Below are 23,590 nucleotides of genomic sequence, written 5' to 3' on the forward strand. Positions count from 1 at the left end.
TTAATAAGTTATTATTGAATCTTCGGTGTAAACCTTAGCTAATAGAAGAAAGAACTATATATAATTCATTTTGATTACTGACTTTCATTTTTTTCATGATTCTGTATTTTCGGCCTTCTACAGATCTAAGGCTTAATTTGGTGTATAATGAAATTTCTTTGACTGTAAAATTCATTTTTACTAATGCACAAAAACTATAGTCTGAAATTGTGAGACTGGGATATTCTTTTTGTAAGGATTGGTAGAAATCCGGATAGATTTTCGGAAACTCGATATAAAATGTATCAATATCGTTTTTTACCAATAGCAATAATTCTTTTATGATTTCGGGATCTATTTCCGGCTTCTTCTTTTCTTCAGTATTTTGCAAAAAATTACCATTGCCGAATTCATTATATGTTTGACTTCCTTTTTGTTTTTTTTTGTAAACTATCAATACAAAAACAGATAATATCATCGCAAATAAAGCGAAAACCAATGCAAAATCAATTTTTACCTGTTCTAATTTTTTTTCATCTCTCTTCTGAATATTTTTATTGATTTCAGCAATAAGTTTATTATTCTCCGATTTTTTCATCACCTGGGTAATACTGTCTGAAAGATGCTTAAACTTCCATAAATATTCTGATGCATTTTTAAAATCTTTCATCTCACTGTATGATGCTGACATCATCGGGTAAATTTCATAAAGCTCATAGATGTTTTTGTTGTTGGCTGCAATTTCTGCAGCTCTATTAAAATAAGAAATCGCCTGAGCATATTTTTTTTCGTTACTTTCTATTGCTCCTTTTATAATAAAGCTTTGGATCAAAGAATATTTGTTGGGATAGACCTTCAAAAGTTTGTCTATCTGCACAATATAATTTCTTGCGCTGAATACATCTCCCGAAACGGCCAAAGAAAAAGTAAGAGACTCGAGAGCGTATATAATAGTGATTCCTTTATATTTATCAGATTCGCTTAGCTGTTGTGCCAGCGAGTAAGCTTTTTTCTTCAAGGAAATTACAGTTGCCATTTCATCACTCCTTCCCTGTTCATCCACTAATACATCGGCTTTCGCCAGTAAAATATATACGTCATTGATTCTTGCGTTTTCTTTTGCAACATTCAACTCATTATATTCTTCGCATTTTTTTAGAATATACTGGGCTTCATTGAGATAATTTAATTTTAAAAGGGTACTTTGATAGACGAGTAACAGACGACACAGCATATCATAATCTTTTCTGGATTTGGCCAGAGCAATGCCTTCATTTATTTTTTTTAACGAATTTTCAAGATCTCCATTAAAAAAATAAATTCTTGTCTGTTCAAAGATAGAATATGCTTTTCCATCCGGAAAATTTGCTTTTTTGGATAGATAGTACAAATCGTAGGTATAATCCAATAATTGATCTTTATCTACATTGTTGGTAATATAATTTTCCTCGATGATTTTAATAATACGATCGATCTCCGGGGTAGATTTTTGAGCAAAATTTTTAATCGGATAAATACAAAAAAAAGCAATGAAATAAAATTTTAAAAAAGATTTATTTTTACTCATTTGATACTTAATTATACAGAATTTTGAAATACTGACACTTGATTTTCAACGATAGTCTCTGAGAAACAAAGCTAAAATAACTTCAATTGTTTAATTGAATAAAAAAAGAAACAGATAAAACTTCCCCGGTTTTATAAGAACCAGGGAAGCTTTTATTAACATTATTATTTCAAATATCTATTGTTTATGGTGCAACACATTTTCCTTGTGCCCCATTAGGAGCTGCTACATATATATTACCATTAGGACAAGTATATTGATATCTAATAAATTGAGTAGACTGTTGTACACATCTGTAATATTGATGCGGATCATTTGGATTTGCATAATATCCTTCAGCAGTACAAGCTGGTAATACAGAAGCTGTTACGGTTCTTGTTATAGTACATGTTTTTCCTCCGATATTAATAGCAAAACTTGCAGTACCACTCCCTGATGGTGTTCCTGTGATTGTATAAGTAAGGGTTCCGTTGCCGTTGGCAAAACTACCAGCTGATACGGTAGCCGTTAAACCTGTTACCCCAGTAGAGGTTACACTCTGAGCTGCATGTGTCCCACCGTTACCGCCTGTATAAGAGATTACAGAATTCACTCCGGAAGCTGCAACACCAGCAGACAGTGTACCATTATGAGTTGCTCCTGCACAATTTAGGCTTGCAATAGCTCCAGCGACAGGAGCTCCTACCGTTCTTGTAATAGTACATGAACGTCCTCCAATTGTTATAGCAAAACTAGCAGTCCCTGCAGCGGACGGTGTCCCTGTAATGGTATACGTAAGGTTTCCACTTCCTGTAGCGAAATTTCCTCCAGATAATGTAGCTGTTAAACCTGTTACGCCTGTAGAGGATATAGATTGGCTATTATAGAAACCTCCATTTCCTCCCGTATATGAAATTACTGAGCTAACTCCTGAAGCCGAAGAATTAGCTGTTAACGTACCATTATGAGTTGCTCCTGCGCAGTTTAACGCAGATATCGTACCTGGTGCAGGTGGAGCTGATATCGCTCCTTTTACCCCTAGTAAAACATTTAATAAAAATGTTCCTCCCCATTGTAATCCTGAATGGTCTGCTCTTGCAACAGAAACAGTAAGTCTAGTCTTTCCTCCAACTGTTGCTAAATTGATAAATGCAGGTGCAAATACGTCTGGATAGCTAGAGTTATTACCAGCGGTCAACTGAGGAAAAATTTGCGCAGGATCTGGAAAAGCTCCACCTTGATATTCATATACAATTGTCATTCTTGCAGGTGTATTAGTTCCGGGCGCAACAGAAGATTTTGATATCACCCACCAATTATCTGCATCGTAAGCTGTGTTGGCGTGATTTGTAAAATCTACCACAGTTGAATTGTGCGGTGGTATTCTCAATTGAAAACTTTGGAAGGAAACATTAGAGTTCTGTGCATAGCCCAATGTTCCGTCAGTCTTAGCAACCACTAGCCGGGAAAAATCATCAAAATTTTGTCCATTTTGAAGTTCTCTAATACGCGTATTTCCCAGTATATCAAGTTTTTCAGTTGGATTTATAATTCCTATTCCTATTCTGTTATTAGCAGCATCTACAGAAAATGTATTTCCATCCACAGAAAAAGCATTTTCAGCACTTCCTGTAAAAGCAAGTGTATTCCCTTCCTGAGATACAATTCTGTTTCCCGTAAGAATCCCATTGGTATTATAGATGTTGGCACTATCAATACTGGTATTGCTAAACTTCACCCATACACTCCCATCAAAATAATAAAATCCAACTTTGTCAACATTCACTGTTGAGCCAATGGTGCTTCCCGTAGAAACATTGTCTACATAAATTAATGTAGAAACAGGAGTGCCCGCCATACTTTGAGCCCTTTCCCTGTCGACTTTTGGAACAGTAAGACCGTCGACATTAGTCGTGGTTCCTGTCGCATTTTTTGCAACTACATCTAAGGTAGCCGCAGGATCAGCAGTATTCACCCCAACCTGCGCCGCCGCAAATAAAGGAAACAAAGCCAAAAGTAATAATACATTTTTTTTCATTTGTAAAAAATTTTAGTGTTTGAATTAATTTTATTTATTGTTATGTTTGTTGATGATGTTATTTGTGATTGGTAAAAAAATTCCATTAACAGTCATTTCTCCTTGTTTTTTTAGAAGAAATGCTTAAACCTTTAAGTAAATGCTATAAAAATGTCCCCTCAAAAAAACTACCTATGGTATAAACACTAATGAATAAACACTCAGGGGACAAGTTTATAGCTAAACACTATTAATGAATATCTTATCTTTATTTAAATCCCCTTCCTGCTCTTAACTTTTTTTCATCTTTAGTTGGGAACAATTCATCATTTTGGGAACTTCCACAGGAAGGGGAAAAAATAATATCATTTATTTTATGTAAAAAGCCTCTCTGAAACCAGATTTTATTATTGAAAACTATTACTATAAACCGGACAAAGAGGCTGATCTATTTTATCTTTTTCGTTTGTTAAAATAATATCGCCCCCTTTGAAAAAACACAAACCAGTGAAAACACAAAAAATGAAAAATGGGGGCAGATATTATCACAACACTTTGAAAATGAAATTTTTTATATCAATTATTTAATTCATTATTTTAATCCTCTTCCTACTTATCAATTTATTTCATCATTAATTAGGAATATATTTTTCATCATTTTTTGGGAACAACCGCAAGAAGAGGATAAAATAATTTCATTTGTTTGTTTTTATATTTTTATTAATTTTTTCATCAAATCAGTCGAGAACTAAAAATCAGTTTTGAAATGTTTTTGTTGATTTTTACAATTCGTTTGTTGATGATTCGAGGGCAAAATTATAGCCAAAAACTATACGAAAAAAGCCTGAAAGCCCTATTGTGAGGACTTGTGTATATTTGTGTATGTTTAAAGGAAGAATAATTCTAAAGTAATGTTTTGTGTAGAATAAACATTAGATATTGAGTTGAAATTTTATTCTTTTTAAATGAAGTTTTAGGTAAAAAAATAATTAGAATAATAAAATCTCACTTAATATTGACTTAATTATTTAACTAATTCAATATATTTACTAAACAAATTTTAATAGAAATGGGTCGTTTTAAAATATTAAAAACATTTAGTCTTTTTCTTGTTTTTTTTATTTTTCCTATGGATGGATATGCTCAGGATCATAGAAAGGAAATAGATAGTATAAGTAAATTATTGCTAAACAACTACGCAAAGGGAGATCAGAATCCTAATCTTACCCTGAAGCATGTGACTTCACTGTATTATCTTTCTAAAGAAGCAAAATTCTACCAAGGACAAGTGGGGGCTATTTTTGAAGAGGCCAGGATTTATTACTTTAATGGACATTTTGATTCTGCCCTTGCAAAAATCAGTGAAGGAATAGATCTTACCAAAGCAAAAGGGGACGATACTATGCTTTGCCGTTTTCTATTGGTATACCAGAAAGTCCTTCTACAGCTAGATCATCTAAGTGCCGCAACACAGATTTTAAAAGAGGCAGAAAGATATAATGAAAAGGTAACTTCGAAAGAGGATAAGCTCATCAATGATATTTATATTTTATCTTCACAGGCAGACTTGTTAATTCTTAATAAAAATCCTAGTGATATTGAGAAAATTATACAACTAAAAAACCAAGCTTACTCCAAGTCGCTGAAAATAAGTAATAGTAATTATTTAAAAAAAGCGACCATTCTTTATTCCCTCGAATCTTTAACGGCTTCTTTAGCTCATTTTGGAAAAGTTGCCGAAGCGAGAAACTTTATGGCCATTATAGATCAACATTTGAGTACTTTTCCTGATGATGCCTTTACAATTCAAAGTTTAATTATCAAAGGAATGATTGAAAGTGCGGCTAAAAATCCTGAGAAAGCAGTTGGTTATTACACTCAAGCTTCCATAAAAGCTCAAAAAAATAATAATACTTACAAAGAATATGAAATCTATGCAATGATTTCCGCATCGTATGCAGAGATGAAAGATTTTGAGAAAGCTACTTCTTTTTCGAAAAAATATAAACACCTTATCGACAGCATTGATATTGTGAAGAAAAAATCTGGAGATGTAAATTTCATTAATAAAATAAACCAAAAGGTAAGCTCTAAAAAAACTGTTTCCGATAATAATCTATATTTCATCATCTTTTTAGTTGCTGCAATTATTTTAGTTATTCTATTTTTCCTCTACAAAATACGTTGGAAAAAGAAAAATACAGAATATCCGCCCAGTATTTCTGATGTTTCTGTTGACACACCATCTGAGGTAAAACAAAATCAAGAAAATCTTCAACATAATACCTCAGAAAATGTAAAAGAATTGGTGGTTCTTGCAAAAGAAGATATTAATGCTTTTTATATCGAATTTCAGAAAGTCTATCCTGATTTTTATAAAACACTCGCAGAAAAATATCCGGAACTGAATATTTCTGACATTAATTTCTGCACCTTGATGAAAATGAATTTTGGAATTAAAGAAATTTCCCAATACAATAACTCCACCATTCGTGCTGCAGAAGCAAGAAGATACAGAATCATCAAAAAAATGGAGCTCAATAACCAAAATGAACTTTATATGATTTTATCAAATATCAATTGATTTTAAAACGTATTTTAATTTAATTTTAAAGAATCTTTAATCTATCGCTATTTTTATTATATTTGATATAAATGCAATAAGAATGGGCAACATTTACGGATTCAATCATTATTCGTTTTTTACGGAAATGTCCGAATTGGCGACAAGAAACAACAGTTTTGATCTGTCTCTTGGTCTGCCCGATTTTGATATTGATGAACGTTTAAGGGATTATTTAAAAGAATCCGCAGACCTTAATACCCATAATTATGAGCCACTTGCAGGAAATCCTTTACTGATTGAAAATGTCATTAAGTTTAATCTGAAAAGGCCTAACCGCATCAGGCTTAATGAAAATGAAGTTACGATTGTTCCCTGTGCAACCTTTGCTTTATATACTTCTCTTAAATCTATTCTAAATCAGGGAGATGAAGTAATTGTTATTCAACCTTCGTATTATACGTATGGTCCTTCGATTGTAATGAATGGCGGAATTCCGATCTATTATGATCTTGATAATGATTTTGCGATAAATTGGGAAAAATTTCAAAATTGTATCTCAGAAAAAACCAAAGCCATTATTGTTAATTCGCCACAAAATCCTACCGGGAAAATCTGGCGGCAAAACGACTGGAACCAGTTGTATGAATTGATTAAAAATCAGGATATTTACCTTATTTCCGAGGAAATTTACGATACGTATTGTTACGATGGTGTTGAACATTACAGTTCTTTTCTTCATCCTGAACTGAAAAAGAAAACATTCTGTATTTTTTCTTTCGGGAAAATGTTTCATGCAACCGGCTGGAAAGTGAGTTATTTATTAACCTCCGAAGATTTAACGGCAAAATTCCGTTGCCATCAGCAATATATTTCTTACAGTGCAAGTTCTCCTTGTCAGTATGCGATTGCAAAGTATCTTGAGGTCTTTGATCCGTCTGTAAATCAGGCAGAAATGCAGAGAAAAAGGAATATTTTTAATGAATTAATTAAAGAAACTCCATTCATAGTTGAACAAAAAGCTGAAGGAGCTGTTTTTCAGGTCGTTAATTTCAGAAATATTTCAAAAACAATGACCGATGTAGAATTTTCAAGATGGCTGACTGTTGAAAAAAAAGTGGCTTGTCTTCCGCTTTCTGCATTTTATAATTCAAGGCAAGATTCTGATTATGTGCGGTTTAGTTTTGCTAAAAAAGATGAATTGATTTTTGATGCTTTGGAGTATTTGAGGAAGAATCTTTGATATCTTATGTTGCTGTTACTGTGAAATGTACTTTATAGATTTCTCATTCGTCGAAATGACAGAGTGTTTTTTCTCCCGCAGATTTTGCTGATTACGCAGATTTTTTTTTATTTGTGTTAAAATTTGTGTCATTAGTGTTTAAATAAAAACAAAAAAGCACCGCCAACGCAGTGCTTTATATATTTTAAAATTGATTTTAAAGAGCTAGAACCCTTACGTCAATTCTTCTGTTTTTCGCTTTACATTCATCCGTATCATTGGCTTCACAAACAGGATACTGTGAGCCGTAGCCTTCCGCTTCTACCCTGTCTCCGGCAATTCCCAGCTCCAGTAACTTTAGTTTTGCAGTCTGAGCCCTCAAATTAGAAAGTTTTTGGTTGCTTTCTTCATTTCCGGTATTGTCTGTATAACCTCCTAATTTTACTTTTAAATTTGGATAAGTATTTAAAATTTCAACCAAATTTAATAATTGTACTTCAGACCCCGGCTTCAGATCACTTGAACCTGTTTGGAAATATAAATTCTCAATCGTGTACCAGGTGTTCGGATCCAGTACTTTCTGATCTTTATTTTTAATCAAATTATACATCTGATACAACTGGCTTCCTTCCCCGATCGATATTTTCTTTCCACCTTTCAATTCCACCTCCTGAATAGTTCCTGTATCGTAAACGAAGTCTCCGCTTTCATTCAAATGACCTTTGATTTCTTTTGGAGCTAAATCAACCACTCCGGCGGTTACTTCAACACTTTTAACTCCCGCAACGCCCGTTAGTGCTTCAATTTTTGCCTTTCTGTTGGCCTCAATTTTATCTTTATGTAAAACGGCTAAAGTCGGTGCGATAACCAGCGAAACGATTGACATTAATTTAATCAAAATATTCATCGAAGGTCCCGAAGTATCTTTGAAAGGATCTCCCACTGTATCTCCGGTTACCGAAGCTTTGTGAGGTTCAGAGCCTTTGTAATAAGTCTGTCCGTTAATATCTACTCCCTTTTCAAAAGATTTTTTGGCATTATCCCAAGCTCCACCTGCATTGTTCTGGAACATTCCCATTAAAACCCCACTTACGGTAGCACCGGCTAAAAATCCGCCCAATACTTCAGGGCCGAAAATAAATCCGATCAATAAAGGAGAAATAATAGCAATCGCTCCGGGAAGCATCATTTTTTTGATGGAAGCATCTGTTGAGATCGCCACACATTTTTCATATTCCGGCTGAGCTTTTCCTTCCAATATTCCCGGAATCTCACGGAACTGTCTGCGCACTTCCTCTACCATTGCCATTGCAGCCTGTCCCACCGCTGTAATCGCCAATGAAGAAAAGATAAACGGAATCATCCCGCCGACAAATAATCCGGCCAAAACATCCGCTCTGTAAATATCAATACCATCAATTCCTGCAATTCCTACGAACGCTGCGAATAAAGCCAAAGCCGTCAACGCCGCTGAAGCAATCGCAAACCCTTTTCCTGTAGCTGCTGTGGTATTTCCTACCGCATCCAGAATATCGGTTTTTTCACGAACTTCTTTCGGTAATTCACTCATTTCGGCAATACCTCCGGCATTATCTGCAATCGGACCGAATGCATCGATAGCCAACTGCATTGCTGTTGTTGCCATCATTCCGGCCGCTGCGATCGCAACTCCGTAAAGACCTGCACACAGATAAGAACCATAAATTCCGCCTGCCAAAACAATGATCGGAAGTAATGTCGATTCCATCCCAACGGAAAGTCCGCCGATAATATTGGTTGCATGACCTGTCGAAGATTGTCTTACAATGCTTGAAACCGGTCTTTTACCCATTGCTGTATAATATTCTGTGATGATACTCATTAAAGTGCCCACAACTAATCCTACCATAATTGCCCCAAAAACACCCATTTTAGAGAATTCCTGTCCTCTCAGAACCATTTTGTCCGGCAAAAGATATGTTACCAAAAAATAGGAAGCTATAGCTGTAATGACGATACTTCCCCAGTTTCCAAGGTTCAGTGCGTTTTGTACGCTTGATGTGGAAGAATCTTCATTGTCATTAATTCTTACAAACAAAGTCCCGATCATGGAAAAAATAATTCCTGTTCCGGCAATTAGCATCGGTAACAAAATCGGCGCAAAACCACCAAAAGAATCTTCAGAAACCGTTTCTCTTCCCAACACCATTGTTGCTAAAACCGTCGCTACGTATGAACCGAATAAATCCGCTCCCATTCCGGCAACGTCTCCTACGTTATCTCCCACGTTATCAGCAATTGTAGCCGGATTTCTAGGATCATCTTCCGGAATCCCGGCTTCTACTTTTCCTACCAAATCTGCTCCGACATCGGCTGCTTTAGTATAAATTCCGCCGCCTACTCTTGCGAAAAGTGCGATAGATTCTGCACCTAAAGAGAAACCTGTTAAGATTTCGATCGTTCTCTCCATTTCATGAGAGTCTACTGTAGCATGCGGAGCGAAAATTTGTTTGATAATTAAATATAAACCTCCCAATCCTAAAACGGCAAGACCTGCAACCCCCATTCCCATCACCGAACCTCCGGCAAAGGAAACTTTAAGCGCTTTTGAAAGTGAAGTTTTTGCGGCCTGAGCGGTTCTTACATTAGCTTTTGTAGCGATTTTCATTCCGATAAAACCTGCCGAAGCCGAAAATATAGCTCCAAAAACAAAAGCCACCCCGATAGCCCAGTGAGAATTGGCATTGCTCATTCCCATGACGGCTAAAAGAATAGCTACAATCGCTACGAAATAGGTTAAGATTCTGTACTCGGCCTTTAGAAAAGCCATGGCACCGTCAGCGATATGTCCGCTGATAACTTTCATTTTCTCATCCCCGGCATCCTGCTTCGTCACCCAGTTACTTTGAAGAAAGGTGTAAAGTAAGGCAACGACACCAAAGATTGGTACTAACACAAATAAGTCCATAGTTTAATATTTTTTTGGTAATAAAGAACTAAATATAATAAATAATTGCTATGAAATCGTGAAAAAATATTCTAACTATTTAAAAATAATTAGTTAAACGTTTGACCTATTTATTTGAAATTTATTTTAATTTTGATAAATATTTACATCATGCATTAATTTTAAGTTTGGCTAAAGCCCACTCCTATTGAATACAGCGCATTGGTTATCTGCTTGTAACAACAAAAAAGGATAAACGAAAATTCATTTATCCTTTAATTTATCTTAAATAAAGAGTATATTATCCTCCGTATTTATTGGCGTAGTCCTGCTGAGATGCTCTGATTACATGTTTTGCATGTTCAGCACCGTAAACTTCCTGGATTCTGCACTTTGCAGGCTCATCCGGTAAGTTTTTATAAGTCAGGAAATAGTGCATTAATCGTTTCACTTCCGCTTCAGGCAATTCTGCAATATCTCTGAAATGTCCGAAAGCGTGGTCACCGATCATTACAGCAACGATTTTATCATCTGCTTCACCTCCGTCGATCATTTTGAAACCTCCGATAGGAATAGCTTCCATCAACAAACCTCCTGCATGAATATTGTGTGAACTTAAAACACAGATATCAAGCGGGTCATGATCTCCCATTGTAACGTCTGTTGCTCCTCTTTCAATAGCTAAATTCATCACAGCAGAATCGCAGTATGTTCTTGGAACAAAACCATATAATGCAGGAATGATATTAGAAAATTTTTGAGGTCTGTCTACCTTTAAAAAACCGGTTTCTTTATCTACTTCGTATTTAATAGTATCTGAAGGAACGATCTCCACGAAAACATTTACAACATTTGGCGCATCTTCCCCTGCAGAAATCCCATGCCACGGATGTGCTTTAAAATTTGGAATCATTATTTAAATTTTTTATTTTTTAGTTAAGCTATTATTAAAATTTCTCTTCTCAGGTCTTCTATCGTTGCCGAAATATAATCTTCACTGTTCATATAATTCATGATGAAAACCGTTTTGAACTCATCTAAATTCGGGCTGCTGCTGAGGCCTTCATATGTTTTGTGAAGCAAATCTATTACAGCATTTTTAGAATCAACTATATTTTTCCATGAATTTTTCGTTAAATACAGCTGTTGAGAGGAATTATACTCAAACTCTTCATTGATCGATTTTTCCGTAAGAAATATAAACTCATGAACGGCCAGTCCTTTATCAAACTTCTGAATAAGATTGGAAGGTTTTAATCTTTCTAAAAACAATGTCATCCTTTCATAAGACTGGGTTTTATTTTCGGAATTCGATTTTATAGAAAGTAACTTGATTTCCTGTTCTTTAAGCTTGATGTAAGTAAATACAAATTGTCTGAGCAAAACCAAGAAAGGTATCGCAATGATCAATGCAAAAGCATATGGTAAATATCCTGAAAAACTTGTCATAATTTGAGGTAGCAAAATTACTAATTATTTGGTAGTTTTTGAACATGTTTTCATCAATTCTTACTACAAAATTTTAAAATTTATTTTTAGCATCAAATATTCTTTCCGATCAGCATAAATAGTATTAATTTGCAGGCGCTAAATAAAACAGAAGTGTCTTTCAAAAATTATATATCAAAGCTGTCTTTTAACGGTAAAATGAGTAGTAATATCAAAACATGTATTGCTTTTATTGTTAATTCTAAAAGATACAGTTCAAAATTTAAACAAAATAAACTTGATCTGAACAACAACGAAACTTTTGTTTATCATTTCAAGAAAAATCATAGAAAATTTGATCTTTATCTAAGGACTTTTAAAGGTGATATTGATATTTTTTACGAAATATTCTGGAAAAAAACATATGATCAGCATTTAAATTTCCTTCAGGAAAAACCAAAAGTGATTGTTGATCTGGGGGCTCATATCGGTCTGACTTCCATTTATCTGAGTTTGAAATATCCGGATGCCAAAATTATTGCTGTAGAGGCTTCTCCTGAAAATTTCCTGTTATTGAAAGAAAATACCTCTTCATTCAAAAATATTGAATGTGTGAATGCTGCTATTTATTTTGAAGACGGAACTGTGAATTTCGGAAGTGAAGAACTTTCTTATAATCAGAGAATTTCGGATTCGGGTGCTGAAATTAAGGCTATTTCTGTTGAAAGTTTAATGAAAGAACATCAATTAAACGAAATTAATTTACTTAAAATCGATATAGAAGGCGGAGAAGTTGAACTGTTAAGCAAAAACAATTCATGGCTGGAAAAAGTAGAAAATATCATTATTGAAATTCACCAAGACTACACTCAAGAACACCTGAATAAAGATCTGCAACCTTTCGGATTTACAATAGAACTGAATAAAAATGCGGTGTTGTTTGCCGACAAAAAACAATAAGTCAGGACAATTTTAAAGTCTTTCTGATGACATCTTTTTTAGAATTTGCAATGACCGGATACATTTTCAGTTCAGGACGAAATCCTCTGAAAAATTCTTCGATTGCGGGTACTTCACTTCCCTCAAAATCAAAGATTTTCTGTGCTATATTCTGTGCAATGACATAATCAATAATCGTGGAAGCACCGGAAAGCTTCACATAATCTTTATCATTAAAAGTGCCTAAAAGCGCAACAGTTTTCTCATCAAAATACACGGCAATTGTATTAATAATTTTCTCCTGATACACAAAAGCAACGATTTTCAAATGCCCTGAGTTTTCCAGATTAGTAAATATTTCTAAAAAATGGGCTTTGCCTTTATTATCTTTGGCTCCGATAAAATTGGCTGATATAAACGTTTCCGCATCTTTTATTTTGGTTTCTATCACTTTGGAATGGGCAGAAACCTCTTCGTCCAGCCTTAATTTTCTTTTTCTTTTCGGTGAATATTTTTGACGTATTATTTCGTATTTTTCAGGCTCAATCAGAAAATTTTTTCGAAGTTGTAAAGGTTCTGAAAATTTATTTCCATCATTAAAAGCATAATACCAGATATTGTATTTTTTCCGGAAAAATTGTAAAAACTGATCATTTATTTCAACATTGTCCGTTTTTGAAAAAACGCCCAATTGCTGACAGAGTTTAGGATTAATCACAAGTTTAATTCCCAGTTTCTTCATAAAAGGAACGGGCATAACAGCTTCATAATCACCGTAAACGAGAAGTTCCCATTGCTTATCGGAAGTGATGTCTAAAAAAATCTTTGTGGCAGAATATTTTCTCTGCTCAGAATTTTCCAAACAATCCGAATATTTATCGAAATCAATTTCGTTGTATTTCAATCTTCTAATCATAGCAATCCGTCATCTGAAAAACTAAAATATGAATTCTGCGTGATAATCAGGTGATCCAATAGCTGAATATTCAGAAGTTTTCCCGCTTCTCTTATTTTCTGCGTGATTTCAATATCTTCGCGGCTCGGTTTCAGGTTTCCGGACGGATGGTTGTGAGCAATGACAACTCCCGTTGAAAAGTGGTCTAAAGCCGTTTTAAACAGAATTCTTACATCAACGATGGATTGATTAATTCCACCCTGTGTAAGCTGTGCCAAATGAATGACTTTATTACTTTGATTCAAAAAAGCAGCCCAAAATTCTTCTGTTCTCAAATCTGATAAATGGTTCCTGAAAATCTGATATGCATTGTGACTGTTTGAAATAACAGGCTTTTCCGGGATTTCCTGGCTTGCCCTTCTTCTTCCGATCTCCAAAGCGGTTGTAATTGAGATCGCTTTTACCTCTCCGACTCCTTTAAATTTCATTAAATCTTTAATCGAAAGCAGACTCAGCTGATGCCAATTGTTGTTCACTGAACTTAAGATTCTTCTCGCTAATTCCACAGCTGTTTCATCCCTGCTTCCGCTTCCCATGATAATGGCCAGTAATTCAGAATCCGACAATGAATTCTTGCCTTTCAGTAAAAATTTTTCTCTGGGCCTGTCGTCTTCGGCTAAAAATTTAATGGACATTTATTGAGTAAGAAGTTATGAATAATAAGTTTAATAAAAAGCATATAAAATAATCGACTGCTTTGACTGATCGATGTATTTTGCCGTCTGATTAAATGCGTTTTGAGAAAGCATCGGACAACCCAAGCTTAAACATGCCGGATCAGTCGATTCTTTGTCGGGAATGCAACCATACGAATGAAGGACAATCGCCCGTGACATTGCATTACTGTTTGTGGGATCTAAGCCATTCAACCGGTAGGATTTTCCGAATTTCCCGGAATAGCTTTCTTTGATCTCATATTTTCCCAGAGAAGACTGAAAAGAGCCGTCAATATTACTAAACTGCAGATTCTGAGAGTTTTTAACCACAGAACCAGAGCCGTGGGCAACGACCGCTTTTTGTAAAATTTTATCGTTTTTTAGATCATAAACGAAATATCTGTATTTCCCGGAATGTACTTTAAAATTGATGAAAACCGCCAAATCCTGATTATAATTTTTCCCTTTAATATAATCTTTAATTTCCAGAATTTTTGATTTCGGTAAATAATCAACCAAATTTCCCGACTGAGATTCTATTTTTGAACAGGAAATGATAAAGAGGAATAAAAAAATAAAATATTTCATCATTCAACGGAATTTTAATCGATAATCATCCCGTCTTTCATGACCAATTTTCTGTCGGTAATTTCCGCCAGATTCGGGTTGTGGGTTACAATGACAAAAGTCTGGTTGTATTTATCCCTCAAATCAAAGAATAATCTGTGAAGATCATCCGCATTTCTAGAGTCCAGGTTTCCTGTCGGCTCATCGGCAAAAATGATTTTCGGAGAGTTGATTAAAGCTCTAGCCACCGCTACCCTCTGCGCTTCCCCACCCGACATTTGGTTGGGTTTATGATGAAGTCTTTGTTCAATTCTAAGGTCTTCAAATAAAGCATAAGCCTTTTCCAACGCTTCTTTTTCGTTGGCACCTGCAATTTTTGTCGGCAGCAAAACGTTTTCCAAAGCCGTAAACTCCGGAAGCAACTGGTGAAACTGAAATACAAAACCGATATTCTGGTTTCTGAATTTAGAAAGCTGTTTGTCATTCATATTGATGAACGATTCCCCGGCGATAGTGATTTCGGTATTGAATTTATTGGAAGCCGTAGGCTGATCCAGCGTTCCCAGGATTTGCAAAAGCGTAGATTTTCCTGCCCCGGATTCTCCTACAATAGATACAACTTCACCTACTTTAATGTGAATATCAACACCTTTTAATACTTCTAAATTTCCATAAGATTTATGGATATTCCTTGCTTTAATCATGATTCAAAAATAGTAATTTGATTTGAAATATGGTAGAATTTTACAGTGAATTGTGAGTGGTGATTTTTTTTAATATTTAATTTCTTCTTACTAAACCTTCAAGGTTTTCAAAACCTTGAAGGTTTGATTTCGTAAAATAATTTCCAAACAAAAACGCTTCCCAAAATTGAGAAGCGTTTTTAATATTTAAAACTTTAGAAAATTACAGTAACAAAGTTAAAGGACTTTCCAAATATGTTTTCAGTGTTTGTAAGAACTGAGCACCTGTAGCACCGTCTACCACTCTGTGGTCACAAGCTAATGAAAGCTTCATGATGTTTCCAACTACGATCTGACCGTCTTTTACGATCGGTTTCTCGATGATGGCTCCTACTGAAAGGATCGCAGAGTTTGGCTGATTGATGATGCTTGTAAATGTTTCAATTCCGAACATTCCCAAGTTTGAGATAGAGAATGTAGAACCTTCCATTTCGTTTGCTTTAAGACCTTTAGATTTAGCTCTTGCAGCCATATCTTTCACAGCAGCAGAAATTTGAGTATAGTTCATCTGGTCTGTATTCTTCAACACAGGAACTACCAATCCGTCTGGGATCGCAACTGCTACACCTATATTGATGTTTCCTCTGTGAATGATCTTATCACCTGCCCAGCTAGAATTTACCTGCGGATGTTTTCTTAAAGCAATAGCTGTTGCCTTAATGATCATATCGTTGAAAGAAATTTTTGTATCCGGTAAAGAATTGATCTCATTTCTGGCCACAATTGCCTTGTCCATGTTAATTTCTACCATCAAGTAGTAATGAGGCGCAGTGAATTTACTTTCAGAAAGACGTTTCGCGATAATGTTTCTTACCTGCGAATTCGGAGTTTCCGTATCTTCACCCTGAATGAAGCTTAATGCCACTTGTGCAGCAGCACTTGCAGCCGGAGCTGAAGCAGCTGGTTTCACCTGAGATGGCTGATAATTTTCAATATCTTTTTTTACGATTCTTCCGTTTTCTCCTGAACCCTGTACAGAATGAATATCAACACCTTTATCCTGAGCCATTTTCTTAGCTAATGGAGAGATGGCTACTCTTTCGTTGTTGCCGGTTGCCGGTTGTTGGTTATTTGATTCTTGTTTTGGAGCTTCAGCTTTTTGTTCAGCAGGTTTTTCTGTTGACTGGGCAGCTGCTGCTTTTGGTGCACCAACTCCTGAAACATCCGTTCCCTCAGGTCCTATAATTGCCAATACAGAATCTACCGGAGCAGCACCACCTTCTTCAACACCCTGCTTCAATAATACCCCATTGAATTCAGATTCAAAATCCTGAACCGCTTTATCTGTCTCGATCTCAGCAAGAAGATCACCTTCTTTTACTGTATCGCCTACGTTTTTGTGCCATTTCGCCACTTTACCTTCTGTCATTGTATCAGAAAGTCTTGGCATTGTAATCACTTCTACCCCTGCAGGAACTTCCGCAGAAGTTTGCTCTACGCTTGTAGAACTATTTTCTGTTTTAGATTCTTCTTCAGATTTTTTCTCTTCAGAACCGCCTGCAGCCGGAGCAGCAGCCCCACCTGTCAATCCTGAAATATCTTCTCCTTCATTTCCGATAATCGCCAAAACAGAATCTACAGCAGCAGCACCGCCTTCTTCTACACCCACGTATAAAAGAGTACCTTCTACTTCAGATTCGAAATCCTGAACCGCTTTGTCAGTTTCAATTTCAGCTAAAATATCTCCTTCCTTTACTTTATCTCCTACTTTTTTATGCCATTTTGCCACCTTTCCTTCCGTCATAGTATCGGAAAGACGTGGCATTGTAATTACTTCTGCCATATTATAATATTGATTTGAGATTTGAGATTCGAGATTCGAGATTTGAGATTCGGAAACATCAAATTCAAAGGTCAAATTTCAAACTAATTATTAATTTTTTTAATTTTCTAATTTATCTAAGAACGGATAATCCTGTTGAGCGTACACATACTCGTAGATTTTCTCTGCATCAGGATACGGAGAATTTTCCATGAACTCGATGCACTCTTCAACGAAATCTCTTGATTTGTTGTCCGTTGCTTCCAATTCTTCTTCAGTTGCCCAATTATTAGATAAAATTCTTTGTTTAATTAATTCAATCGGGTCATCATTTTTGTGAAGAGCAACTTCATCCTTAGATCTGTAAGGCTCCGCATCAGACATAGAGTGACCTCTGTAACGGTAAGTTCTTGCTTCAATGAAAGTAGGGCCGTCTCCTCTTCTTGCTCTTTCAATAGCTTCGTAAGCAGCTTCAGCCACTTTCTCAGGATCCATTGCATCTACAGCAAGGCAAGGCATTTCGTATCCTAAACCTAATTTATAAATATCTTCGTGGTTGGCTGTTCTTTTTACAGAAGTTCCCATTGCATACTGATTGTTTTCAACAACGAAAACTACCGGCAGCTTCCAGTTCATGGCCATGTTAAACGTTTCATGTAAAGAACCCTGTCTAGCCGCTCCGTCTCCGAAGAAACAGATATTCACCGCTTTTCTGTCGAAATACTGATCTGCGAAAGCGATACCCGCTCCTAAAGGAATTTGTCCTCCTACGATACCATGACCTCCGTAAAATCTGTGTTCCTTACTGAAAATGTGCATAGATCCGCCCATACCTCCTGACGTTCCTGTAGCTTTACCACAAAGTTCCGCCATGATTCTCTTAGGATCCACTCCCATCGCCATAGGATGGATGTGACATCTGTAAGCAGTGATCATACTATCTTTTGTTAAATCCATTGCATGCGTAAATCCTGCAGGGATTGCTTCCTGACCATTATACAAATGTAAAAAACCTCTGATTTTTTGTTTTAGATAAAGAGAACGGCATTTGTCTTCAAACCTTCTCCACATAGTCATATCTTCATACCACTTCAGGTATACCTCTTTAGAAAATTCTTTCATGTGTTAGCCTTTGCTTATTTATTATGAAATAGTTGAGCAAAATTATAAAAAAAACTTTGTTTTTATTGTATATAGATCAATTGTTTTTTTAGTTATAGTATTATATTTACATTATCAAACTAGAATATGGAAGAAAAACAGCCTTCACTATTACATAAAATCTCAAAAGTCATATCCGATTTTTTCAATCCTTTGGTTTCTTTGTTTATCTTTTTTGTCTACATGAGTGTGAGAAATTATACATTAAAAGACTCATTACTCTACTTTCTTCCTATATTATTAATGATCATTCTTCCTGTGATTATCTGGCTTGTCTGGAATGTGAAGACGGGAAGATATACGAATATGGATGTTTCCAACAGGATCCAGAGGAAAACGTTGTATATTTTTATTGCAGGCTGTGTGGTTTCTTATCTTTTATTTAATTATTTTCAAAATGGGTATGTTGATTTTGTAATGCTTTTCATTTTAATTCTGCTGTTTTCGATGCAGATCAGCAATTATTTCATTAAAAGTTCGATGCATACAGCTTTCAATATATTTGTAGCGGCTTTATTTTTTGCTTTGGATACAACGATGGGGTTTGTCTGGCTGGGAATTTCATTTTTGGTCGGGATTACGAGAATTATTTTAAAAAGACATACGCCCAGAGAGGTTTTTATGGGTGCCGGAATTGCTTTCGTGGTATCTTTTATTTACTTATATTGCAATATACAATTTCAACATTAAGAATTTAATATGAAAATAAATCATCTTACCCCTGCCGAGGAAAACTTAATGAAACTGTTTTGGAAGCTTGAATCCTTTTATCTAAAGGACATCATGGAGCAGCATTCTGAGCCGAAGCCGCATCAGAATACGGTTTCCACTTATCTGAAAATATTGGTTGAAAAAGGCTATTTATCGACCGAAAAAGAAGGCAGGATCTTCAAATATACTGTTCTTGTACCGTTGGAAGAATACCGAAAATTTTTATTGAAAGAGATTTCACATCATTTCTTCAACGATTCCGGGAAGGAAATCCTGGAGTTTTTATTTAATGAAAATCTGATCTCTCAGGAAGATTTGCGAGGGTATTTTGATCTGAAAATCGAAATGAAACCCGCAAAAATAAAGGAACCGAAACATGAATACGCTAATGAAGTTTTGAATCCAAAAAAAGATAAAAAAAGCAAAGACAAGAAGAAAAAAAAGAAAAAAGATCAGCCTAAATAATTATTAACCATAAAAAAACACTCAAATCATGAAAACAAAATTTCAGGAAACGCTGAGCCGGGCAAATGAAGTCATTTTCCGGTACCCTATCGTTCTGGTAATGGCTCTGTTAGCTGCAATCGGGGCTATTTGTATGTTTGAAAATAACAGGGAACGTGAGTTGTTTTTTGTCTTTTCAAAATTTACCATCTGTGCCTGTCTTGGGATTTCGCTGATGTTTGCCTTAAAAATGTTGTCCCAGCGAATAGGAAAAGAGCTTCTGCTACAGCTTTTCGGGATTATTTTCCTTGTCGGATTTTATTTTGTCTTACCCGGAAAAGAGAAGGATTTCACGGAAGTATATGGCTATATTATTGCTATTACGGTGCTTTTAACGCATTTATTCGTCTCATTTATTCCATTTCTGGGACAAAATGTAGAGCTCAAATTTTGGCAGTATAATAAGAACCTTTTTGTTAATATTTTTCTTACAGCCGTATTTACAGGCGTTCTTACGGGCGGTGTTGAACTGGCGATTTTAGCAGTCGACAAGCTTTTTGATTTTAATTTTGATGACAGGCTTTACACTGATACATTATACGTTCTGGCAATATTCGGTAGTTGTTTTATTTTTCTTTTATTCAATGATAAAGGTTTAAATAATCTTGAAAAAGATAGAGATTACCCTATTGTTTTAAAGTTTTTTACTCAATTTATTTTAATTCCTTTATTATTAATTTACGTTGTCATTCTTTATTTTTATTCTATAAAAATCCTCATTAACTGGCAATTGCCTCGAGGCTGGGTTTCCTATCTCATTCTGGCTTACAGTATTGTCGGGATTTTGGCGCTGCTTCTGGTTCATCCTTTGAAAAATGAGAATACGAAATCGTGGGTAAGAATATTTTCAAAAGCCTTTTATTATACAATTATTCCATTAATTATTCTACTTTTTGTAGCCATCTTTACTAGGATTTTAGAATATGGATATACTGAGCCGAGATATTTCGTTTTACTGCTGGCTTTGTGGCTGTTAAGCATTGTTGTTTACTTTATTTTTGTTAAAAAAGGAACGATAAAATTTATCCCGATAAGTTTATTTGCATTTGGAGTTTTTGCTTTAATTTTTCCTTATTTAAATGCTTTCAGTGTTTCAAAAAGAAGCCAGAAGGCAGAACTATCGAAAATTTTAAATGAAAAACAATTATTAAACAACGGCAAAATCGATTTCAAAAAGAAAGTCGCCGATACCATCAGTATTGAAATAGCAGATAAATTCCAGTATTTGTCGGAAAGAAAAGAAGGTGATTTTTTGTCTGAATTACTGGATAAAAAGGAGCAAAATGATTTAAATAAAAATATTGAAAAAGGAGAATTTTATTCTATAAGATATCATATTCAGGATCAATTTACCAATATCAACACAACCTCAAAAAATGATCCTGAAGAAACACAACGACTTAGTATCACTTCTGAAAAACAAACAACAGAAATTGGAGATTATCAGTATTTCATGAGCTTTTCCCGCTACGATCAAGAGCCGAAAAAACTCAATGAAGATCAATTTAAATTCATTGATGAACTTACGGATAAATCTTCATTAAAACTGATTTTAAATGATACAGATGAAGTAGATTTCGGCCCTCAAATCGTGAAGTTATTTGGAGAACACAAGGACAAAAAGAATATAGTAAAAGTCCCTGAAATCGCAATGGAAAGTGACCTGGGAAAATATCACGTGAAACTTGTTTTCCAACAAATTACAAAAGAAAAATATCCTTATAATAAACGGTCAAACATCTATTATCAGGAGGCTTATCTGCTGATAAAACTAAAATAACCTTCTAAAAATAAAAAAAGCATTACGTTTTGTAATGCTTTATATTTTTAGTTTAAAATTATCTTTCTGAGCTCCAAAGAGGGGTAGAATTTTGATACACCACCAAATTCCCATCATCCTGAACAGCTAATCTTGTTGCCCCACGATTTTGAGTATTAGAACTCCAAACAGCTTTATTATAAGAGTCATAAACCACTAAATTCCCATCCTGCTGAAATTCTGCTCTGCTGCCTTTATTATCCGTTCCGGAAGCCCAAATCGCTTCACCATTGTTTCTCGAAAAAACCAAGTTACCATCATTTTGAAATACCAGATAATAATTACGATTGGCAGAGTAAATTTTACTGTTTTTGTAGAATGCAAATCCAGGATTTACGCCTCCGCCTCTGAATCCCCAGCCATTTCCGCCGCCATTATTATTAGAATCGTCATTACTGGTATTAGATGCCCATACTGGACTCGATCTATTATAAATTACCAGGTTCCCATCATTTTGTACCGAAAGTTTGGTGGCTCGTTTTCCATTAGTATTGGAACTAAAAATAGGTCTGTTTCCAGGTGCATACACTACAAGATTACCATCGCTCTGAAAAATAGCCTGAGTACCTCTGTTCGTTGTTTTAGACTCCCATAATGGGCGTGCAGATCTATTGTACAATACAAGATTTCCATCTTTTTGAAATAAAAGATAATATTGCCCATTATCAGACCAATACCTTTTATCCTGTTGAATATTTTGTCCGTTATAAATAATCTGCGCATTGAATAATAACCCACAAAACATCAGGGTCAATGCTAATAAATGTCTTCTCATTATAATTAATTTTTGATTGGTTAAAAATTTTCTAAAATTATGCCAAATAGCAATGTTTTCTCAATCTAAGATACTAATTAAATGATTTACTGTCAATTAAATTTTGCACAAAAAAAGCGGCTTAAAAAAGCCGCTTATATTTTTTTACCAACGTTTTCCGCCGTTTCCGCCGCCGCTGTAACCGCCTCCTCCACGGTTATTTCCTCCTCCGTAGCCACCGCCACTTCTGTTGTTACCTCCGTAACCTCCGCCTCTGTTACCACCTCCATTGTTACTGAAAGTTCTTCTAGGCTTCTCTTCTCTTGGCTTAGCTTCTGAAACGTTAAGTGTTTTTCCGTTAAATTCCTTTTGGTTAAGAGCTTCAATAGCTTGCTGTCCTTCAGAGTCTTCCATTTCGATAAAACCGAAACCTCTAGAACGACCAGTTTCTTTGTCTGTAATGATTTTTACTGAAGAAACTTCTCCAAATTCTGAAAATAGATCTTGCAACTCATAATCTTTAGTTGCGTAATTGATGTTTGAAACAAAAATGTTCATCTGGGTTAAAAAATTAAAAATGTTAAAAATGATTTGGTTTATAAAAGAAAAACAACATAAAGTCATGAACAAATATTGATTCCAAATATAGACTCATGCAAGATACGATTATTAAATTCATATCAAAGACTTTTTTGAAATTATTTTAATAAATTTTTCATTCGATTTTTAGTTTCGTTAAAAAGTATTAATTTTTCACTAATTAATCATGAATTTTTATTAAAATCAATATTATTATTAACAATATTAATTACAAACTCTTTTTTCCGGTGGGGAGTTATTGTAAATAATGAGTATATTTAAATATATTTTTCATTAAATATGAAACAACACACCACTAATTTCATCAATACATTCATCGAAGTTGCGGAAGATTGTCCTGTTTCCGAAGCACAAATTCCGCCCGAAAAGAAAGAAAAAACATTGGCCAATTTACAATACGAACAGATAGTAAAAAATCCATACAAATACTCTTCTGATGATGTTATTTTTGATTGTTATGCCTTTAAAAATGACATTTCAAAAAGTGAAAAGCATGAAACGAGAGAAAAATTTTTCTCCAAAGGTCAACCTTGCCTCCGATGTTCTCCTTTAGCCAAGAAATATGGCTTCGGGATTCATCATAACGACAAAGGAAAAGTGGCAATTTACCCTTTAGAAAGTAAGGAATATCAGGAGTTCTTGCATGACCACTCCATCATGAAAGTGAAAGCCATGCGATCCAAAAAAAAATAATTGAGAATATAAATAATTCTCTTTTGATAACTAAATCCATTTCCT

At 34.9% G+C, this 23,590-nt stretch carries 20 protein-coding genes; 7 read left to right on the forward strand and 13 right to left on the reverse strand.

Going from position 1 to position 23,590, the window contains the following annotated elements; translation table 11 throughout:
- Window positions 1–34: 34 nt before the first annotated feature.
- Together BMX24_RS07110 and BMX24_RS07115 are read right to left on the reverse strand one after the other, a co-directional pair.
- Entirely contained in the window at window positions 35–1,546 is a 1,512-nt protein-coding gene (locus BMX24_RS07110; protein WP_089791341.1) for a helix-turn-helix transcriptional regulator, read from the reverse strand.
- A 184-nt stretch (window positions 1,547–1,730) separates the two neighbouring features.
- A complete protein-coding gene (locus tag BMX24_RS07115; RefSeq protein WP_089791342.1) occupies window positions 1,731–3,563 on the reverse strand; it encodes a carbohydrate-binding module family 14 protein in 1,833 nt (610 codons plus the stop codon).
- Between the two features lie 1,048 nt (window positions 3,564–4,611).
- Here BMX24_RS07115 and BMX24_RS07120 point away from each other — a divergent pair.
- Window positions 4,612–6,126: a tetratricopeptide repeat protein gene (locus BMX24_RS07120; protein WP_089791343.1), complete on the forward strand. Its 1,515-nt coding sequence runs from the start codon at window positions 4,612–4,614 to the stop codon at window positions 6,124–6,126.
- An 82-nt stretch (window positions 6,127–6,208) separates the two neighbouring features.
- On the forward strand, window positions 6,209–7,348 hold the full coding sequence (locus tag BMX24_RS07125; RefSeq protein WP_089791344.1) for an aminotransferase class I/II-fold pyridoxal phosphate-dependent enzyme: 1,140 nt from the start codon (window positions 6,209–6,211) through the stop codon (window positions 7,346–7,348).
- A 196-nt stretch (window positions 7,349–7,544) separates the two neighbouring features.
- On the opposite strand, the gene BMX24_RS07130 is transcribed toward BMX24_RS07125, so the two are convergent.
- The 3 genes from BMX24_RS07130 to BMX24_RS07140 all read right to left on the reverse strand — a co-directional run bounded on the left by BMX24_RS07130 (window position 7,545) and on the right by BMX24_RS07140 (window position 11,702).
- On the reverse strand, window positions 7,545–10,274 hold the full coding sequence (locus tag BMX24_RS07130) for a sodium-translocating pyrophosphatase (protein WP_089791345.1): 2,730 nt from the start codon (window positions 10,272–10,274) through the stop codon (window positions 7,545–7,547).
- A 280-nt stretch (window positions 10,275–10,554) separates the two neighbouring features.
- A complete protein-coding gene (locus BMX24_RS07135) occupies window positions 10,555–11,166 on the reverse strand; it encodes an inorganic pyrophosphatase (protein WP_089791346.1) in 612 nt (203 codons plus the stop codon).
- A gap of 23 nt (window positions 11,167–11,189) precedes the next feature.
- The gene (locus tag BMX24_RS07140) at window positions 11,190–11,702 is read right to left on the reverse strand and encodes a DUF7935 family protein (RefSeq protein ID WP_089791347.1); all 513 of its coding nucleotides are present in this window, start codon (window positions 11,700–11,702) and stop codon (window positions 11,190–11,192) included.
- Window positions 11,703–11,900: 198 nt separating this feature from the next.
- On the opposite strand from BMX24_RS07140, the gene BMX24_RS07145 reads away from it, so the two are divergent.
- The gene (locus BMX24_RS07145) at window positions 11,901–12,641 is read left to right on the forward strand and encodes an FkbM family methyltransferase (protein WP_139176767.1); all 741 of its coding nucleotides are present in this window, start codon (window positions 11,901–11,903) and stop codon (window positions 12,639–12,641) included.
- A gap of 1 nt (window position 12,642) precedes the next feature.
- Here BMX24_RS07145 and BMX24_RS07150 read toward each other — a convergent pair whose 3' ends face one another.
- The 6 genes from BMX24_RS07150 to pdhA form a co-directional block, all read right to left on the reverse strand.
- Window positions 12,643–13,536, reverse strand: a complete 894-nt coding sequence (locus tag BMX24_RS07150; protein WP_089791349.1) for a hypothetical protein — start codon at window positions 13,534–13,536, stop codon at window positions 12,643–12,645.
- Window positions 13,533–14,210 (reverse strand): RadC family protein, encoded by a 678-nt coding sequence (gene radC / locus BMX24_RS07155; protein ID WP_089791350.1) that lies wholly within the window; start codon window positions 14,208–14,210, stop codon window positions 13,533–13,535. Before radC ends, BMX24_RS07150 begins: the two co-directional genes overlap by 4 nt.
- A 30-nt stretch (window positions 14,211–14,240) precedes the next feature.
- Complete coding sequence (locus BMX24_RS07160) at window positions 14,241–14,822, reverse strand: murein L,D-transpeptidase catalytic domain-containing protein (RefSeq protein WP_089791351.1); 582 nt, start codon at window positions 14,820–14,822, stop codon at window positions 14,241–14,243.
- An 11-nt stretch (window positions 14,823–14,833) separates the two neighbouring features.
- Window positions 14,834–15,502 carry an ABC transporter ATP-binding protein gene (locus BMX24_RS07165; RefSeq protein ID WP_089791352.1) on the reverse strand — a complete coding sequence of 223 codons (669 nt, stop codon included), beginning with the start codon at window positions 15,500–15,502 and terminating at the stop codon, window positions 14,834–14,836.
- A gap of 202 nt (window positions 15,503–15,704) precedes the next feature.
- On the reverse strand, window positions 15,705–17,324 hold the full coding sequence (locus BMX24_RS07170) for a 2-oxo acid dehydrogenase subunit E2 (protein WP_089792807.1): 1,620 nt from the start codon (window positions 17,322–17,324) through the stop codon (window positions 15,705–15,707).
- 99 nt (window positions 17,325–17,423) lie between these two features.
- The gene (pdhA, locus tag BMX24_RS07175; RefSeq protein WP_089791353.1) at window positions 17,424–18,425 is read right to left on the reverse strand and encodes a pyruvate dehydrogenase (acetyl-transferring) E1 component subunit alpha; all 1,002 of its coding nucleotides are present in this window, start codon (window positions 18,423–18,425) and stop codon (window positions 17,424–17,426) included.
- 126 nt (window positions 18,426–18,551) lie between these two features.
- Between pdhA and BMX24_RS07180 the strand changes: the two genes are divergently transcribed.
- Genes BMX24_RS07180 through BMX24_RS07190 form a run of 3 tightly spaced genes read left to right on the forward strand, consistent with a single transcriptional unit; the run spans window position 18,552 to window position 21,459 of the window.
- Complete coding sequence (locus BMX24_RS07180; protein ID WP_089791354.1) at window positions 18,552–19,154, forward strand: phosphatase PAP2 family protein; 603 nt, start codon at window positions 18,552–18,554, stop codon at window positions 19,152–19,154.
- A 9-nt stretch (window positions 19,155–19,163) separates the two neighbouring features.
- Window positions 19,164–19,640 carry a BlaI/MecI/CopY family transcriptional regulator gene (locus tag BMX24_RS07185; protein ID WP_089791355.1) on the forward strand — a complete coding sequence of 159 codons (477 nt, stop codon included), beginning with the start codon at window positions 19,164–19,166 and terminating at the stop codon, window positions 19,638–19,640.
- Window positions 19,641–19,668: 28 nt separating this feature from the next.
- Window positions 19,669–21,459, forward strand: coding sequence for a DUF4153 domain-containing protein (locus BMX24_RS07190; RefSeq protein WP_089791356.1), 1,791 nt, complete (start codon window positions 19,669–19,671; stop codon window positions 21,457–21,459).
- A 58-nt stretch (window positions 21,460–21,517) separates the two neighbouring features.
- Here BMX24_RS07190 and BMX24_RS07195 read toward each other — a convergent pair whose 3' ends face one another.
- Together BMX24_RS07195 and BMX24_RS07200 are read right to left on the reverse strand one after the other, a co-directional pair.
- Window positions 21,518–22,273: a hypothetical protein gene (locus BMX24_RS07195; protein ID WP_089791357.1), complete on the reverse strand. Its 756-nt coding sequence runs from the start codon at window positions 22,271–22,273 to the stop codon at window positions 21,518–21,520.
- Between the two features lie 144 nt (window positions 22,274–22,417).
- Window positions 22,418–22,810 carry an RNA recognition motif domain-containing protein gene (locus BMX24_RS07200; RefSeq protein ID WP_089791358.1) on the reverse strand — a complete coding sequence of 131 codons (393 nt, stop codon included), beginning with the start codon at window positions 22,808–22,810 and terminating at the stop codon, window positions 22,418–22,420.
- Window positions 22,811–23,131: 321 nt separating this feature from the next.
- On the opposite strand from BMX24_RS07200, the gene BMX24_RS07205 reads away from it, so the two are divergent.
- Window positions 23,132–23,545, forward strand: a complete 414-nt coding sequence (locus tag BMX24_RS07205; RefSeq protein WP_089791359.1) for a DUF6157 family protein — start codon at window positions 23,132–23,134, stop codon at window positions 23,543–23,545.
- Window positions 23,546–23,590 lie beyond the last annotated feature (45 nt).

The organism is Chryseobacterium wanjuense (genome assembly GCF_900111495.1).
GTDB classification, from domain to species: domain Bacteria; phylum Bacteroidota; class Bacteroidia; order Flavobacteriales; family Weeksellaceae; genus Chryseobacterium; species Chryseobacterium wanjuense.

What these genes read in the sequence shown, in the direction of transcription:
- BMX24_RS07145 (WP_139176767.1), top strand. Translation starts at nt 11,901, where the DNA reads ATGAGTAGTAATATCAAAACATGTATTGCTTTTATTGTTAATTCTAAA.
- BMX24_RS07125 (WP_089791344.1), top strand. Translation starts at nt 6,209, where the DNA reads ATGGGCAACATTTACGGATTCAATCATTATTCGTTTTTTACGGAAATG.
- radC (WP_089791350.1), bottom strand. Translation starts at nt 14,210, where the DNA reads ATGTCCATTAAATTTTTAGCCGAAGACGACAGGCCCAGAGAAAAATTT.
- BMX24_RS07110 (WP_089791341.1), bottom strand. Translation starts at nt 1,546, where the DNA reads ATGAGTAAAAATAAATCTTTTTTAAAATTTTATTTCATTGCTTTTTTT.
- BMX24_RS07165 (WP_089791352.1), bottom strand. Translation starts at nt 15,502, where the DNA reads ATGATTAAAGCAAGGAATATCCATAAATCTTATGGAAATTTAGAAGTA.
- BMX24_RS07120 (WP_089791343.1), top strand. Translation starts at nt 4,612, where the DNA reads ATGGGTCGTTTTAAAATATTAAAAACATTTAGTCTTTTTCTTGTTTTT.
- BMX24_RS07115 (WP_089791342.1), bottom strand. Translation starts at nt 3,563, where the DNA reads ATGAAAAAAAATGTATTATTACTTTTGGCTTTGTTTCCTTTATTTGCG.
- BMX24_RS07130 (WP_089791345.1), bottom strand. Translation starts at nt 10,274, where the DNA reads ATGGACTTATTTGTGTTAGTACCAATCTTTGGTGTCGTTGCCTTACTT.
- BMX24_RS07135 (WP_089791346.1), bottom strand. Translation starts at nt 11,166, where the DNA reads ATGATTCCAAATTTTAAAGCACATCCGTGGCATGGGATTTCTGCAGGG.
- BMX24_RS07140 (WP_089791347.1), bottom strand. Translation starts at nt 11,702, where the DNA reads ATGACAAGTTTTTCAGGATATTTACCATATGCTTTTGCATTGATCATT.
- BMX24_RS07190 (WP_089791356.1), top strand. Translation starts at nt 19,669, where the DNA reads ATGAAAACAAAATTTCAGGAAACGCTGAGCCGGGCAAATGAAGTCATT.
- BMX24_RS07200 (WP_089791358.1), bottom strand. Translation starts at nt 22,810, where the DNA reads ATGAACATTTTTGTTTCAAACATCAATTACGCAACTAAAGATTATGAG.
- BMX24_RS07195 (WP_089791357.1), bottom strand. Translation starts at nt 22,273, where the DNA reads ATGAGAAGACATTTATTAGCATTGACCCTGATGTTTTGTGGGTTATTA.
- BMX24_RS07150 (WP_089791349.1), bottom strand. Translation starts at nt 13,536, where the DNA reads ATGATTAGAAGATTGAAATACAACGAAATTGATTTCGATAAATATTCG.
- BMX24_RS07160 (WP_089791351.1), bottom strand. Translation starts at nt 14,822, where the DNA reads ATGATGAAATATTTTATTTTTTTATTCCTCTTTATCATTTCCTGTTCA.
- BMX24_RS07180 (WP_089791354.1), top strand. Translation starts at nt 18,552, where the DNA reads ATGGAAGAAAAACAGCCTTCACTATTACATAAAATCTCAAAAGTCATA.
- BMX24_RS07170 (WP_089792807.1), bottom strand. Translation starts at nt 17,324, where the DNA reads ATGGCAGAAGTAATTACAATGCCACGTCTTTCCGATACTATGACGGAA.
- pdhA (WP_089791353.1), bottom strand. Translation starts at nt 18,425, where the DNA reads ATGAAAGAATTTTCTAAAGAGGTATACCTGAAGTGGTATGAAGATATG.
- BMX24_RS07185 (WP_089791355.1), top strand. Translation starts at nt 19,164, where the DNA reads ATGAAAATAAATCATCTTACCCCTGCCGAGGAAAACTTAATGAAACTG.
- BMX24_RS07205 (WP_089791359.1), top strand. Translation starts at nt 23,132, where the DNA reads ATGAAACAACACACCACTAATTTCATCAATACATTCATCGAAGTTGCG.